This window comes from Lysobacter soli, assembly GCF_009755585.1.
GTDB lineage: Bacteria > Pseudomonadota > Gammaproteobacteria > Xanthomonadales > Xanthomonadaceae > Lysobacter_J > Lysobacter_J soli.
Window position 1 is genome coordinate 2,057,367 of sequence record NZ_CP046603.1, and the last position, 14,256, is coordinate 2,071,622.

At 65.9% G+C, this 14,256-nt stretch carries 14 protein-coding genes; 4 read left to right on the forward strand and 10 right to left on the reverse strand.

The annotated features are described in order from the left end of the window. Positions 1-5: 5 nt before the first annotated feature. From GOY17_RS09330 to GOY17_RS09370, 10 genes are all read right to left on the reverse strand, one after another. On the reverse strand, positions 6-923 hold the full coding sequence (locus tag GOY17_RS09330; protein WP_157030175.1) for a LysR family transcriptional regulator: 918 nt from the start codon (positions 921-923) through the stop codon (positions 6-8). 61 nt (positions 924-984) lie between these two features. Further along, positions 985-1,788 (reverse strand): SDR family NAD(P)-dependent oxidoreductase, encoded by an 804-nt coding sequence (locus tag GOY17_RS09335; RefSeq protein WP_157030176.1) that lies wholly within the window; start codon positions 1,786-1,788, stop codon positions 985-987. A gap of 20 nt (positions 1,789-1,808) precedes the next feature. Then, positions 1,809-2,366 (reverse strand): thioredoxin family protein, encoded by a 558-nt coding sequence (locus GOY17_RS09340; protein WP_157030177.1) that lies wholly within the window; start codon positions 2,364-2,366, stop codon positions 1,809-1,811. Between the two features lie 4 nt (positions 2,367-2,370). Beyond that, a complete protein-coding gene (locus tag GOY17_RS09345) occupies positions 2,371-3,075 on the reverse strand; it encodes a cytochrome c biogenesis CcdA family protein (RefSeq protein WP_198173627.1) in 705 nt (234 codons plus the stop codon). A 270-nt stretch (positions 3,076-3,345) separates the two neighbouring features. Continuing rightward, the gene (locus GOY17_RS09350; RefSeq protein ID WP_157030179.1) at positions 3,346-4,416 is read right to left on the reverse strand and encodes an alpha/beta fold hydrolase; all 1,071 of its coding nucleotides are present in this window, start codon (positions 4,414-4,416) and stop codon (positions 3,346-3,348) included. 52 nt (positions 4,417-4,468) lie between these two features. Further along, positions 4,469-5,767: a carbohydrate porin gene (locus tag GOY17_RS09355; RefSeq protein WP_157030180.1), complete on the reverse strand. Its 1,299-nt coding sequence runs from the start codon at positions 5,765-5,767 to the stop codon at positions 4,469-4,471. A gap of 18 nt (positions 5,768-5,785) precedes the next feature. Further along, complete coding sequence (locus tag GOY17_RS09360; RefSeq protein ID WP_157030181.1) at positions 5,786-6,733, reverse strand: enoyl-CoA hydratase/isomerase family protein; 948 nt, start codon at positions 6,731-6,733, stop codon at positions 5,786-5,788. A 29-nt stretch (positions 6,734-6,762) separates the two neighbouring features. Further along, the gene (locus GOY17_RS09365) at positions 6,763-8,322 is read right to left on the reverse strand and encodes an epoxide hydrolase family protein (RefSeq protein ID WP_198173628.1); all 1,560 of its coding nucleotides are present in this window, start codon (positions 8,320-8,322) and stop codon (positions 6,763-6,765) included. 78 nt (positions 8,323-8,400) lie between these two features. Beyond that, on the reverse strand, positions 8,401-8,961 hold the full coding sequence (locus GOY17_RS19090) for a molybdopterin dinucleotide binding domain-containing protein (protein WP_332310568.1): 561 nt from the start codon (positions 8,959-8,961) through the stop codon (positions 8,401-8,403). 9 nt (positions 8,962-8,970) lie between these two features. Beyond that, positions 8,971-10,950 (reverse strand): FdhF/YdeP family oxidoreductase, encoded by a 1,980-nt coding sequence (locus GOY17_RS09370; protein WP_332310569.1) that lies wholly within the window; start codon positions 10,948-10,950, stop codon positions 8,971-8,973. 36 nt (positions 10,951-10,986) lie between these two features. Here GOY17_RS09370 and GOY17_RS09375 point away from each other — a divergent pair, with 36 nt between their 5' ends. The 4 genes from GOY17_RS09375 to GOY17_RS09390 all read left to right on the forward strand — a co-directional run bounded on the left by GOY17_RS09375 (position 10,987) and on the right by GOY17_RS09390 (position 14,256). Then, positions 10,987-11,919 carry an HlyD family secretion protein gene (locus GOY17_RS09375; protein WP_198173629.1) on the forward strand — a complete coding sequence of 311 codons (933 nt, stop codon included), beginning with the start codon at positions 10,987-10,989 and terminating at the stop codon, positions 11,917-11,919. Then, a complete protein-coding gene (locus tag GOY17_RS09380; protein ID WP_157030183.1) occupies positions 11,909-12,964 on the forward strand; it encodes a DUF2955 domain-containing protein in 1,056 nt (351 codons plus the stop codon). The genes GOY17_RS09375 and GOY17_RS09380 overlap by 11 nt, the downstream gene beginning before the upstream one ends. Positions 12,965-13,067: 103 nt before the next feature. Further along, positions 13,068-13,604, forward strand: coding sequence for a hypothetical protein (locus GOY17_RS09385; RefSeq protein ID WP_157030184.1), 537 nt, complete (start codon positions 13,068-13,070; stop codon positions 13,602-13,604). Positions 13,605-13,632: 28 nt separating this feature from the next. After that, positions 13,633-14,256 (forward strand): cysteine hydrolase family protein, encoded by a 624-nt coding sequence (locus GOY17_RS09390; RefSeq protein ID WP_157030185.1) that lies wholly within the window; start codon positions 13,633-13,635, stop codon positions 14,254-14,256.

The following is a 14,256-nucleotide window of genomic DNA, read 5'->3' on the forward strand; positions in this document are numbered from 1 at the left end:
GCCTCCTACGAAACCAGCGTCGAGCGGGCGAACTGCGCCCTGAGCCTCGGCAAAGCAAAATCGACGAAAGCTCGCACCTTCGGTACGGACAGCCGTCCGTACGGCGACACCAGGCTGATCGGAAGCGGCGCCGGTTCGAACTCGGACAAGACCACGCGTAACTCATCGCGTTCGACCTGCCCGGCGACGTGGTACGAAAGCAGCCGCGTCACGCCGTGTCCGTCCACGGCCGATCCCACCGCCGCCTGCACGTTGTTGACGACCAGCCTCGGCACGAACGACACTGAACGCGACACCGTCGTGCCTTCGGGCGCGGGAAAACTCCACGAATCCAGCCCCATGTGCTGCATCGCGACGATCGCGTGCTGCGCCAGGTCGCCCGGTTCGTCGATGCGTGGATGCGTGGCGAGGTAGCGCGGCGATGCAACGACGACGCGACGCGCCTCGCCAATGTGCTGCGCGACCAGCGTGGAGTCCGACAGGTGCGTGATGCGAAGCGCCACGTCGATACCTTCGTCGATCAGGTTCACCGGGCGCTCCAGCAGATACATGCGCACGTTCACCGTCGGGAATTCGGACATGAACGCGTCAATGATCGGACGCAGCACTTCAACGCCAATGAAGACCGTGGAGCTGATGCTTAGCGTTCCCCGCGGTACCGAGCGTTCGCCCGCGGCCTGGCGATCGGCCTCTTCCAGGTCGGCGAGGATCTTCCGGCACGCGGACGAATACCGCTCGCCCGCTTCGCTCAGGCGGATCGAGCGGGTCGTCCGGTGCAGCAGCGGCACGCCGACGTGCGCTTCCAGGTACGCGACGGCGCGGCTCACCGCGGCAGCCGAACGTCCCGTTCGACGGCTCGCCCCGGCGAGGCTTCCCTCGTCCAGCGCGGCAATGAAGATCTTCATCGCTTCGATGCGGTCCATCGGCGCCCTGCTTCGTGTGGGGAAGCGCCCGGCCTGCCAGAGCACCGGGCACCACCCTTCCTCATCCGCCGGTGCCGTAGCGTGGAGCCGGCGTCGTCCGCGAAAGACCGGGCAGCAACGCGCGACGTGACTTGTCGAACGCGTTCCAGTCATCGATGTCCGGAAGCGACGGGAACGTGGCGAACTCGCCCAGCTTCAGCCCTGCCAGTGCCGCATCAACCGCGTCGTCGGCGGTCATCACGATGCTTGACGGCAACGCCTCGACCGGCGTGCCGGAAAGCTCCCAGAAGCCCGTGGCCGTGGCGCCTGGCAAAACAACCTGTACGCGAACGCTCTTGTCGCCGAACTCATGCAGCAGCGACTGCGAGAACGCCAGCACGTACGCCTTGGTGCCGCTGTAGACGCCGCCGTTCAACACCTCCGGCGCCACAGCGAGAATGGAGCCCATGTTGACGATGGTGCCCCCTCCCCTCGCGACGAACGCGGTTGCCGCTGCGCGCGCGAGCCGCGTCAGCGCGGTGACGTTGAGGGCGATCATCCGCTCGATGCTGGCGATGTCGAGGTCCAGCAGGTGTGCGGTGGATCCCACGCCGGCGTTGTTCACCAGCATCGTGATCCTCGCGTCGGTGGTCAGCGCCTCCTCGACCCATTCCAGATCCTGCGTATGGGTGAGGTCGGCCGTGATGGTCCGCACCGCGCGACCGGTGGTATCCGAAATCCGTTTCGCCAGTTCCTCGAGCCTGCCCGCGCTTCGCGCCACCAGCACCAGGTCGTAGCCCTCGCGGGCGAGCCGGTCGGCATAGATGGCGCCGATGCCGGAGGATGCGCCGGTGATCAGCGCCGTGCCTTTGTCGTTTGTGGTCATGGTAATCGTCTCCTGAGGGGTCACGCGCCTGTCGCGTTCTTGCGCAACAAGCGCTGGATCTGCATTTCGGTGGTGTCGTAATCGCCTTCGCCCGCGTGGCGGTAGACGATCTGCCCCTGTTGATCGATCAGGTACAGCGCCGGCCAGTAGCGGTTACCGAACGCGTTCCACGTCTGGTAGCCGTTGTCCTGCGCGACGGGGTACTCGATCCCGAAGCGCTTTACGGCCGCCTGCAGGTTGTCGAGGATGCGCTCGTGGCCGTATTCGGGCGTGTGCACGCCGACGACGACCAGGCCCTGGTCCTTGTAGCGTTCATGCCACTGCTTCACGTGCGGCATGACGTGGATGCAGTTGATGCAGTCGAAGGTCCAGAACTCGACTAGCACGACCTTCCCGCGCAGTTGCTGCATGGTCAGCGGGTCGCTATTGAGCCAATGCGAGATGCCCGTGAACTCCGGTGCGCCGGTGGCTAGTTCCGGCGTTTCGCTCGACGGCTCGCGCGGGTCTTCTTGCGCACCGCTGCTGCACGCGACGGCAAGCAGGCAGGCGGCGAGAACGCTGATGGTTTGCTTGATCATGATTTCAAAGTCCGGTAGAAACCGCCGGCAGCCACTGCGTGGCCCATGCGGTGAAAGCGATGTCGTAGTGGAGGAGCTGCAGGACGGCGACGGCGATCGCGATCACGCCGAAGCCTTTGCGCAACAGGTCGGCGCGACGTGTCAACGAAGTCAGTCGCGAAGACACCCAGTTGCCGCCGTAGGCGATGGCGAGCATCGGCACGCCGGCGCCGATCGCATAGAGCCCGAGCAGGACGGTGGATTTGCCCGGCGCCTGTGCGCTCGCGGCCAGCGCGAGGACGGACGCGAGGATAGGACCCGCGCAAGGGGTCCACGCCACGCCGAGCGAGGCCCCGATCAGCAAGGGGCCGGTCGCCCCGACGCGCTGCAATGCACCCGGTGCACTGTTCGAGAACGGCGCGAGCAGACCCTGCACGCGTGCGGTAAGCCAGTCGAACGGGCGACTCCACACGCACACGATGCCGGCGAGCAGCAGAAGCAGGATCGCTCCCTTTCGTATGGCGTCCTGGAGTTCACCGGAAGAACCGGCCAACGTTCCCAGTGCGATGCCTCCCGCCGCGAACGTGGCTGTGAATCCGATGACGATCAGCAAGGGCTGGCTGCGCGACTGGCCGGCGGTCGTCGCAAGCACGATCGGAAGGATCGGCAGGATGCAGGGCGACAGTACGGTAGCCACGCCTGCCGCGCCGGCCAGAAGGTAGTCGATCATCCTTCGTCCTCCTGTTGCTTCGGCACGGCGGGCGTCCTTCGATGGAGGCGCTGCGGGATGCGGCTGCCTCGCTTGCAAAACACTATGGTCACGACACGCTCCTGCGGTTGCGACGATGCCGGGTGGCTTCGTTCGGCACCGAAGCGACTCCGGCTTCGATGTGCGCGCAGTTGACGCCGCCGGTGTATCGGGACTGTTTCCCGCCCCGATCGTTTTGTGTCGCGCCTGTGTCCGCGTGCGCGGCGGATACATTTCGACACATACCGCCCACTACGCCGACCCGGTTCGTGCTACATCGATCACCGCTTGGGCGAACTCCTTCGGGGACTCCTGCGGGGGGTTGTGGCCGATTCCACCGGTGAACAGGCGATGCTCGTATGGGCCTGTGAAGCGCTTGGCGTAGCTTTCGGGCGCGGGGTGCGGCGCGCCGTTCGCATCGCCTTCGATGGTGATCGTCGGGACGGAGATCGACGGCGCGGTCGCCAGCTTGCGCTCGACCTCGTCGTACCGTGCCTCGCCCTGGGCCAGCGCAAGTCGCCAGCGGTAGTTGTGGATGACGATCGCAACGTGGTCGGGATTGTTCAGCGACGCGGCGGTGCGCTCGAAGGTCGTGTCGGCGAACGCCCACTGCGGCGAGGCCAGTTTCCAAATGAGGCGCGCGAAGTCGCTCCGGTTCTGTTCATAGCCCGCACGACCGCGTTCCGTCGCGAAGTAGAACTGGTACCACCACTGCAGCTCCGCACTGGGCGGTAGCGGCGTCAATGCGGCCTGCTGGCTGCCAATCAGGTATCCGCTTACGGACACCAGCGCGCTTACCCGATCGGGCCACAGTGCCGCGACGATGGCCGCCGAACGCGCGCCCCAGTCGAAGCCGGCAAGCAGGGCCTTGCGGATATGCAAGGCGTCCATTAGCTGGACGACGTCGTCGGCGAGCGCCGCCGGCTGTCCGTTGCGCATCGCATCGTCGGAGGTGAACCGTGTCTCTCCGTACCCGCGAAGGTACGGAACGATCACGCGATGCCCCGCCGCCACCAGCAACGGAACCACTTCCTCGTAGCTGTGGATGTCGTACGGCCATCCGTGCAGCAGGAGCACCGGTGGGGCATCGGGCGGGCCACGGTCGACGTACGCCACGTCCAGGGCGCCGGCGCGTACATGCTTGAGCGGACCCATCGAGTCGGAGGCCAGGCTGGACGCCCCGGCTCTCGGCGATGCCGCCTGTCCGCGGGCGCGCGCACTCGCGCTCGACACCATGACGAAGGGAGCGGTGATCGCGCCGAGGGCGGCCACACCCACGATCAGGCGGCGGTCCTCATCGATGCTGCTGTTCGTGTGATCCATGACGGTCTCCGTAACGGTTCGGATGGCGGCGTGCGACGTCCCGCGTCGCTGGCTAGAACACCGCGCTCAACTTCAGGCCCCAGACCAGCGCGTCGTCGTTGTCATCGCGTCCGCCTGGGTTCCGTACGTGCTGCACGCTCGGCATCAGCCAGAGCCCGCGCGCGACGGCGAACTGGTAATTCACCTCCAAAGGTGTTTCCTTGCGACGCAGCACGCCGTTCGCACCGGTGGCGATGTTCGACAGGCGTTCGGCCTCGCGTGCCCGAGCACTCACACGGTTCTGGCCGATGGCGAGACCAAGCCGGTCGGCTGGGCGACCGGCAAATGGACCGTGCAACCAGAGCCCGAGCGATGCGACTTGATCGACGCGGTCCACGTCGGCGTCGGACCTCGAAAAGTTGGCGAACAGGGACAGCGAACGTCCGCTGCCGTTCGTCCACACCCGCTGCTGTGCCATCGCGTACCAGCCGTCCGAGCGCTTCCGTATCAACGGATCGCTATCGGTCAACGGCATCGGTTGCCGCTGCGTGTCGAGCAGCAGGTCGGGCTGGTTCGTGCTGTTTCGCCAGGCGCCTACGCGATACGCACCGTCCAGGCGATTGCCGAATACCGGCAGCCAACCGGCTTCGACGTTGGCCAGCACGCCATCGTTGTCGTCGTGCGGGGTCCGAAGGCGCAGGCCCTGATCGCCGTCGAGGTTGCGCGGATTGACGTCGTTGGCGCCGGCTTTCACGTACGTCTGCGCGGTCGGCCGGAAGGTGGCATTGGCGAAGTACTGGCCGATCGGCCACGTGTACCAGCCGTTGCTGTGGTAGCCGGGCAAGGCGCCGCAGAAGCTGATGTTGATGAACTCGCACGACAGCGGGAAGAAGTCGACATCACTGCGGCCGAGCTTCAGCACGAGGCGGTCGTCGAACAGCGCCTGCTGCAGGTAGAAGCGCGTCAACCGCGTGTAGTGGCCACGACCGTAGATCTCGTGCGTTTCCAGCAGCGTGCCGAGACCGGCCTTCGCATCCAACTGCGGACCGTTGCGATTGGTGATCAGCACGTGGAACGACGCACCTCGCCAGTCGAGGATGGTGTCCAGATCTGCACTGATCGCCAGCGCAAACTGGTCCGCATAGGCCGTCGCATCGCGTGCACCGCCGGAGGTGTTGTGCAACCACTCGTTGATGTAGGCCAGCGACATGTCGAGCCCTCGTTGCGACAGCTGCGTCCGGGCGCCACCCCAGTCGCCGGTCATGCGATCGTCGAAGCGCACGACGGTCGCCTCTTTCGCGGCGGCGCTGTTCGTCCATGACAGCGTCGCCGCAAGGACCATCGGCAGGAGCGGCTTCGTCCGGGTGTCCATTTCCGCCCCGCCGCCCGGTCAGTCCGCAGTGCCGCCGAGCTTGCCGGTGTACTCGGGCAGGCGCTTCTCGATCTCGGGCCTTTCCTGCAAGCCCAACTCCATCAGCTGCTTCACGCGCTGCTGCGCAGCGGGCCGCTGAACCGAATTGATGAAGCCGGCCCATTCGGCGCCGATCTGCTCGTTCGACGGAAGACTGCTGTCGTCCACGATCCGCTTGATGTCCGCGATGGCCTGCTTGTCGAAGCGGGAGATGCGGCGCGCCATCGTGTCGACGAACGCATCGAGTTCGGCGTCGGGCAATGCACGATTGACGTAGCCATAGCGCTCGGCAGTCGGGCCGTCGATGTCATTGCCGGTCAAGAGGACTTCGAGCGCACGCCCGCGGCCCATCAGGCGTGGCAGCCGCGACATGGGACCGCCGCCCGGCACCAGGCCGGCTGCGACCTCCCATTGCGACAGCACCGCTTTCTCGCGGCTGGCGAAGCGCATGTCGCTCGCCAGCGCCAGCTCGCTGCCGACGCCGGTCGCGCGGCCGCGGATGGAAGCGATCGACACCACCGGCGCCTTGCTGATACGCACCAGCATGTCGGGGAGGGGGGGCAGTCCGGTGACGCCATCAGGCAAACCGGTGGTGTCGGTCAGGGGCGGCACGAAGTCGTAATGCGTGAGGAAGAAGTCCGGCACGTCGCTGTCGAACACCACCACGCGCACGCGCGGATCGGTTTCCAGCGCCGTGACGACCTCGTTCAACTGCGGCATCGTCTTCGGGCCGTAGATGTTGTACGGCGGGTTGTGGAACGTGACGCGCCAGTACTCGGGCGTGACGCGCGTGAGCCGGACCTGGTCTTTCGCGTCGGTGGCTGACCTGGCAGCGACTCCCGATCCGGATGCCTTCTGTGCCCAGGCGGGCGCGGCGAGCGCGAGGCTGCAGGTAAGGATCGCTGCGACGAGCGGATGCAGTTTCATGTTAGAACTCCTGTTCGCAAGGCTTGGCGTCAGCGCAGCGGACGGAAGGTCGCGCGCAGCTCGTCGACGAAGGCGGCCGGCTGTTCCCACGCAGCAAAGTGGCCGCCCTTGGGGAGCCGGTTGTAATGGATGAGCTTGGGATAGGCGCGCTCTGTCCAACTCTTGGGCGCCTGGTACAACTCGTCGGGGAAGGCGCTCACGCCCACCGGGATCGACACGCCCTTCGGCGCGAAGAACGCGAGCTTGCTTTCCCAGTACAGCCGCGCGGACGAAACCGCGGTGTTGCTCAGCCAGTAGAGCGTCACGTTGTCGAGCACGTCGTCGCGCGACAGACCTTCGGACTGTCCGTCGAACACGCGCGTGATGAGCGCCAGGCTGGTCGCGTCGTGGTCAAGCATCCACGCCGCCAGGCCGACGGGGGAATCGGCGATGGCGTACAGGGTCTGCGGGCGCCCCGCCATTTCCTGCGCGTAGCCCAGGCCGTGGCGATAGAAATAGTCGAGCTGGTCGTAGGCGCGCTTCTCGTCGGCGGACAATCCCGCCGGCGCGGGCTGGCGAGCCTGCAACGCCGCCTCGATGTCCGCCGGCACGGTAGCAGGCATGTTCGTGTGGATGCCGATCAGCTCCGGCTCCTTCAGCAGGGCCATCTGTTCGGTGACGGCATTGCCCCAGTCACCGCCCTGCGCCACGAACCGGTTGTATCCCAGGCGCTTCATCAGCACGACCCAGGCGCGGGCGATGCGAATCGGATCCCATCCGGTTTCCGTCGGCTTGCCGGAGAACCCGTAACCGGGAAGCGAGGGGATCACGACGTCGAACGCATCACTTGCCTTGCCGCCATGCGCGGTCGGGTCGGTCAGCGGCCCGATGATCTTCATCTGCTCGGCGATCGAGCCGGGCCAGCCGTGCGTGACGATTACCGGCAGCGCACCCGCATGCCTGGATCGCACATGGATGAAGTGGATGTCGACGCCGTCGATGTTGGTGACGAACTGGGGCAGCGCCTGCAGCTTTGCTTCGAACGGGCGCCAGTCGTACTCATTGCCCCAGTATTCGGCGAGCTTGCGCAGCGTTGCCAGCTGCACCCCCTGCGACTGGTCGCCGACGGTTTCCTTGTCGGGCCACTTCGTTGCCTTGACGCGCCGGCGAAGATCGTCGAGCTGCTCCTGCGTCGCATGGAATTTGAACGGGCGGACGGACTGGTCCTGAGCGGCGGCGCTCGTGCTGGCCGAGGCGCTCGCGGTGGCTGCGGTCGTGGTGTTCATGGCGGACTCTTCTGAGGGAGAGGCGACTGCAACGCGGCAGGCGAGCAACGCCGCCAGCGGAAACGCGAGCAGGCAAAGGCGGGACGACAAGGCCCGGACGGTGGTCGCGGAGCTCTGCATCCGCGGTGCGGACATCGCGCCGCGTCGCAACGCATGCGTGAACGGTCTGGCGATCATGGCGATTCCTCGGTGGGGAGAGATGCGCCGGCCGAAGCCGGCGCCAAGGTCTTCCATGCACAATGCGCGTGGAAGATCACACCAAGGACGAGGCGCGCGGTCGATTACACGAAGGTGTCGTCCGATACTTTCGTATGCGATGTGCAAGCGGTCGTTACGTCGCGCGCGATTGCACGCATCGCATCGCGCGTAACGATGGGGCGAACCTGAAACGTGCCGGAGCTGTCATCCGTTCGAATCGCGACGGATGCGCACGGGAACCGACTTGTACGACGGCGTGCCGCTCGCCCGGTCGATATGGTCCAGCGGAACGAGGCAATTGCCTTCTGGGTAGTAGGTGGCCACCGAGCCGCGCGCAATCGGGTACGCCACCGCGATCACGTCGCGCAGGATGCGCTCCCCTGCCCCGCCGAACGCCGTCTCCACAACGATGGCGTCGCCATGCGCAATGCCGCGCGAAGCGAGGTCATGCTCGTTCATGAACACCACATCCCGTCGTCCGAAGACACCGCGGTAGCGGTCGTCGTAGCCATAGATCGTGGTGTTGTACTGGTCGTGGCTGCGGACGGTCGTCAGCGTGAGCACGACGGGATCGCCAGCGGCAGCGTCTTCCACCAGGCCATCGAAGACCAGGAACTCCGCGCGTCCGGAGGGCGTCTTCCAGACCCGCTGTGTCGGCGGCAACGGCAATCTGAATCCGCCGGGTTCGCGGATTCGCGCGTTGTAATCGTCGAAGCCCGGGATCACCGCTTCGATGGCGTCGCGGATGCGGTCGTAATCGGCCACCAGTTCGTTCTAGGCAACCTTGCTGCCTGGCAGCGTTGCCGACGCGATTCCGGCGACGATCGCAGGCTCCGACTTCAACAGGGCGGATGCGGGCGGCAGTCGACCACGCGAGGCGTGCACCATCGACATGGAATCCTCGACGGTGACAGCTTGCGGGCCTCTGGCCTGCTCATCCAGTTCGGTACGCCCCAGACACGGCAGCAGGAACGCATGGCGTCCCACGAGCAGGTGCGTGCGATTGAGCTTCGTGGCGACGTGCACGGCGAGTTCGAGGCGGCGCATCGCTGGCAGGCATGCCTCGGGATCGGGCAAGGCAACCGCGAGATTCCCGCCCATGCACACCAGCGCCTTCGAGCGCCCATCGACGATGGCCTTCATTGCGGCAACCGCGTCGTGTCCATGCGCGGACGGCGGAACGAAGCCGAAACGCTGCTCGATGCGTGCAAGCATTTCGGCACTCGGCTTTTCGGTGATACCCACCGTGCGGTCGCCCTGCACGTTCGAATGGCCGCGCAGCGGCGCGATGCCGGCGCCGGGCTTGCCGAAGTTCCCGCGCAGGAGCAGCAGGTTCGCGACCTCCTGGACGTTGTGCGTCCCGGTGCTGTGCTGGGTCAACCCCATGCCGTAGGTGACGATCGTCGCATTGGAAGAGGCATAGGCACGCGCGACGTCACGCAACCGGGCTTGTTCCAGACCCGATGCCGTTTCGATATCGATCCAGCGTTTCGCACGAAGATCCGCCGCAAGCGCATCGAAGCCGTTGGTATGCGCGACGATGAATGCATGGTCGAGAACGCCCGCCTGCGGACCGGCGTCATCGTCCAGTTCGATCAGCGCCTTCATGATGCCCTGGAGGGCTGCAGCATCGCCGCCCACCTTCGGCTGCAGGTACATTGAAGCGATATCCGTGGCGCCAAGCGTCGCCATCTCCAGCGGATCCTGCGGGTCGGCGAAGCGTTCCAGCGCCAGTTCGCGCAACGGATTGATGACGATGATCGGCGCGCCACGACGCGCCACTTCGTGCAGCGTGCCCATCATGCGAGGATGGTTCGTGCCCGGATTGTGGCCCATTGCGATGATCAGCTCGCAGTGGTCGAAATCCTCCAGCGATACGGTGCCCTTCCCTATGCCGATGGACTTCGGTAGGCCCACGCTGGTTGCTTCGTGGCACATGTTCGAGCAATCCGGAAAGTTGTTGGTCCCGTACTCGCGCGCAAAGATCTGGTAGAGGAACGCTGCTTCGTTCGAGGTGCGCCCGGACGTGTAGAACTCGACCGTGTCGGGGGCGAAGCCGCGCAGCAGCTCGCCGATGCGCGAAAACGCCTCGTCCCATCCGATCGCCTCGTAGCAATCGCTGCCGGCGTTGTAGGCCATCGGCTCGGTGAGGCGGCCGAGGTCTTCCAGCGCGTGGTCGCTCCAGTCGAGCAGCGATCGCACGCTGTGCACGGCGAAGAACGATGCCGGCACGCGCTTCTTCGTCGCCTCCCAGGTAACGGCCTTTGCGCCGTTCTCGCAGAACTGGAAACTCGAGCCGTGCCGGCTGTCGGGCCAAGCGCAGCCCGGGCAATCGAAGCCATCGGGTTTGTTCGTGCGCAACAGCGTCGCAGCGGCGTCGGCCGCGTCCATCTGTTCGCGTATCGTCCTAGCGGTCGCGCGCAACGCGCCCCAGCCGCCGGCGGGGTATGAATAGCGGCGGATGCCGCGCGGTTCGTTCTCGGCCATGCCGCACCTGATCAGGAGGACGGCGCACCCCGCCACGGTTGTGCGGGTTCGCGAGCAGCGTACGCCCGCCGCGTCCGTCGCGTCCCGACACCTTCGTATGATGGTTCGCTGTCGCGCGCGCACGTACCGTTTGCAAAGGTCATGTCGCCGGGCGTACCGGCAGCCGCAGCCATCATGAGTCCCGACGTCCGTTTCCGCGTGTGGATGCTGGTGTCGCTGGTGCTGGCGTCGGCGATCTTTACGTACTACGTCGCGGCCGATATCCACATGCCGGTATCTCCGGACGCGCGGCTGACGTATCGCGTGACCCGCGTCGCGCCCGAAGTGAGTGGGCGCGTGGTCGACGTTCGCGTGGCGAACAACCAGCGCGTCCAGCGCGGCCAGCTGCTGTTCCGCATCGACCCGGACCGCTACCTGGCGAACGTCGACGAGGCGCGGCTCGAGGTCGAGCAGGCTTCGCAGGACAACGCGCAACTGGACGCTGGCATCTTGGCGGCGCGCGCCGACATCGCTCGCGCGAACAGTGAACTGCAGGACGCGGAGCGCGAACTGCACCGGTTCCGCGATCTGGAACATGATCGATTCGTTTCGCGCGCGAGCGTCGATGCGGCCCAGGCACGTCGCGACGTCGCCTTGGCGCAGGTCCGCGTTGCGCATGCCGCACTGAACGCCGCACAAGTTCAGCGTGGGGACCATGGCGATCGCAGCCTGCGCCTTCGTCGGGCTCGCAACGCGTTGACGCGGGCGCAGCTGGACCTGGATCGTGCGCGGGTCGTCGCGCACGAACCCGGAATCGTGAGCAACATGCGCTTGGAAGCTGGCGCTTACGCCCAGGCCGGCGAACCCAAACTCGCGCTCGTGAGCACCGCGCCCAACCTGTTCGCTGATTTTCGCGAGAAGTCGCTGCTGCGCGTGCGCCCGGGAACACCTGCCGAAGTGGCCTTCGACGCCTTGCCCGGCCGCTTGTTCCTGGCGGAGGTCACATCGCTGGATGCGGGCGTCGCACATGGCCAGATCGATCCGGACGGCGGACTGGCGGCGCCGGAGGAGAACGATCGGTGGGTGCGCGACGCCGAGCGCGTCCGCGTGAACCTGCGCCTGATCGACGCGCCGCCGGCGACGCTCATCACCGGTGCACGCGCCACCGTGCAGCTGCACCCGCGCGAACACGGGCTGTCACGCTGGCTGGGCCATCTCCAGATCCGGCTGATCAGCGCGCTCCACTATGTCTACTGATGCGGCTATTGAAAGCAAACCGCGCCCGGGCCTGGCTGCATTGACCGAAGACGGCTGGCGCCACGCGCGTCGCATCGCGCTCGCCAGCGTGGCCGGGTTGGCCACGGCGAAGCTGCTTGGATGGCCATACGGCGCATTCTTTGCGTTCTACCCTATCGTGCTGGTAGGACTCGTTCCCGCGTTGAACGTGCGCGCGGTGGTGCAGTTCATCGGCAGCAGCCTCGCGGGAATCGCCACCGCCAATCTGCTCGTCGTGCTGGCGCAGCTGTCGCCGGTGCTGGCGACCACCGTGTTCTTCGCGGTCGCAGCGCGCTGCTTCCGGATGATGGCGCTGGATCGCGGCTTCCTCTTCCATGCGTTGACGATCCTGTCCACGTCGCTGCTGGTACACCTGGCAACGTACTCACAGATCGTACCGCGCGAGCTGTACACGGCGCATTTCCTGGCGACGCTGCTGTCGGTCGTCTTCGCTGTCTTCGTGTACGTCTGGGTGCCCGAACGACGTGCGCCAGTCGCACGGGACGTCGACCGGACGCCGGCGCTCACCAACCACCGCATGCTGCTGGGTGCGATCTGTGCGACCGCGTCCTACGTTGCATTCCAGGTGATCGACCTGCGTGATTCACTGTCGGCACAGGCGGCATCCGTGCTGGTGCTGTTTCCGATGACGCTTGTGGGGGGACGCTGGGCCGCATGCACGCGCGTGGCCGGGACGCTGCTCGGCTCGGCCTACGTACTGGCGATGCAGCTGCTGCTCTATACGCATGTGACACGTGTGCTGCTCCTGCTGCCGATCTACGCCGCGGGCGTCACGCTGTTCGCGACCCTGCACGTGCGCGAGAACTCGGGCTCGGCCGTCGGGCTCAGTGCAGCCACTGCCGTGGCGGTGCTGGTGGGGCAGCTCGCGCCTTCGGCGGATCTCTACGGGATCTCTCTCTACAGGTTCGTCTCGGTCTTCGTGGCCGTGTGCACGATGCTGCTGTGCATCTACCTGACGCACGCGGTGTTGAACCGCTTCGAGGCCACGCGCATCCCGACGACTTGAGACGACAGCGGATCTGCCGAATCGACACCATCGTACGATTTCCGACGCGCACATCCGGGCGTAGCGTGACTACACCGCCACTCCCCACGACAAGGTGACCCAGATGGACGAGCAAATCATCGTCGACTCAAGCTTTTCGGCGATCATCAACGCACCGATCGATGCCATCGACATTCCCGCCTGGGCGTTCAGCCTGCCCGACAAGGAATACCAGGGTTGCTCGCCGTGCCATTTCGCCGCGGGCGCGACCACGTCCGAGGACGGCCGTCGCATGTCGATCAACGTGGAAGTGATCGGCGGCGTGCCGATGGTGCAGCACTACGTCGAACAGGTCGCCGAACCCCACCACCTCGTCCTCGACTCCGTGTCGGACCTGTTCACGACGTCGGGCCGCACGAGCATGAAGGTCATGTGGGAGCTCAAGGTGGAACCGCTGGACGAAGGACGGTGCACGTTCACCAACCACGTGCGCACGCGGCCCACCGAGGCCTTCGTCGATTACCTCGCGCGTCAGGGCATCCCGTTCGAGTTGTTCCGGGAACAGCGCAAGCCGGTGAGCACGGCGCACAACAAGCAGGAAACGCCCTTCTTCGCGGCCAGCATCGAGCGCTTCGCGTTGCGCGGGAAGAAGAACGGCTGAACCGCACGTCCACGCCCGGAGCAGGACCATGTCAGAGATCCGATACGAGCAGGCGACCACGGCACTGTTGCTGGTGGATCCGTACAACGATTTCCTGTCCGAGGGCGGCATCGCCTGGCCACGCCTGAAGGACGTCGCCGAGGAAGTCGGGTTGCTGGACAACCTGCGCGCGATCCACGCCGCCGCACGCGCGGCGCGGATCCGCATCTTCATCGTGCCCCATCACCAGTGGGAACCCAGTGACTATGAAGGCTGGCGGCACATCAACCCGACGCAGCAGGCGATCATGAAGCGCCACAGCTTCGCCAAGGGCACGTGGGGCGGCGAATTCCATCCCGACTTCGTGCCGCGCGAGAGCGATGTCGTCGTCCAGCAACATTGGGGCCAAAGCGGCTTCGCGAACACCGATCTGGACATGCGGCTGAAGCAGCACGGCATCAGCCACGTGGTCATCGTCGGCTTGCTGGCGAACTCATGCATCGAGTCCACCGGTCGCTTCGCGATGGAACTGGGCTATCACGTGACGCTCGTGCGCGATGCCACCGCCGCCTACTCACATGAGCTGATGCACGCAGCCCACGAGTTGAATGGGCCGACCTACGCGCATGCCATCGTTGATACCGCTGCACTGCTGGACGCCCTGCCCCGCTGA

What these genes read in the sequence shown, in the direction of transcription:
- GOY17_RS09330 (WP_157030175.1), bottom strand. Translation starts at nt 923, where the DNA reads ATGGACCGCATCGAAGCGATGAAGATCTTCATTGCCGCGCTGGACGAG.
- GOY17_RS09355 (WP_157030180.1), bottom strand. Translation starts at nt 5,767, where the DNA reads ATGGACACCCGGACGAAGCCGCTCCTGCCGATGGTCCTTGCGGCGACG.
- GOY17_RS09335 (WP_157030176.1), bottom strand. Translation starts at nt 1,788, where the DNA reads ATGACCACAAACGACAAAGGCACGGCGCTGATCACCGGCGCATCCTCC.
- GOY17_RS09380 (WP_157030183.1), top strand. Translation starts at nt 11,909, where the DNA reads ATGTCTACTGATGCGGCTATTGAAAGCAAACCGCGCCCGGGCCTGGCT.
- GOY17_RS09345 (WP_198173627.1), bottom strand. Translation starts at nt 3,075, where the DNA reads ATGATCGACTACCTTCTGGCCGGCGCGGCAGGCGTGGCTACCGTACTG.
- GOY17_RS09385 (WP_157030184.1), top strand. Translation starts at nt 13,068, where the DNA reads ATGGACGAGCAAATCATCGTCGACTCAAGCTTTTCGGCGATCATCAAC.
- GOY17_RS09350 (WP_157030179.1), bottom strand. Translation starts at nt 4,416, where the DNA reads ATGGATCACACGAACAGCAGCATCGATGAGGACCGCCGCCTGATCGTG.
- GOY17_RS09360 (WP_157030181.1), bottom strand. Translation starts at nt 6,733, where the DNA reads ATGAAACTGCATCCGCTCGTCGCAGCGATCCTTACCTGCAGCCTCGCG.
- GOY17_RS09340 (WP_157030177.1), bottom strand. Translation starts at nt 2,366, where the DNA reads ATGATCAAGCAAACCATCAGCGTTCTCGCCGCCTGCCTGCTTGCCGTC.
- GOY17_RS09390 (WP_157030185.1), top strand. Translation starts at nt 13,633, where the DNA reads ATGTCAGAGATCCGATACGAGCAGGCGACCACGGCACTGTTGCTGGTG.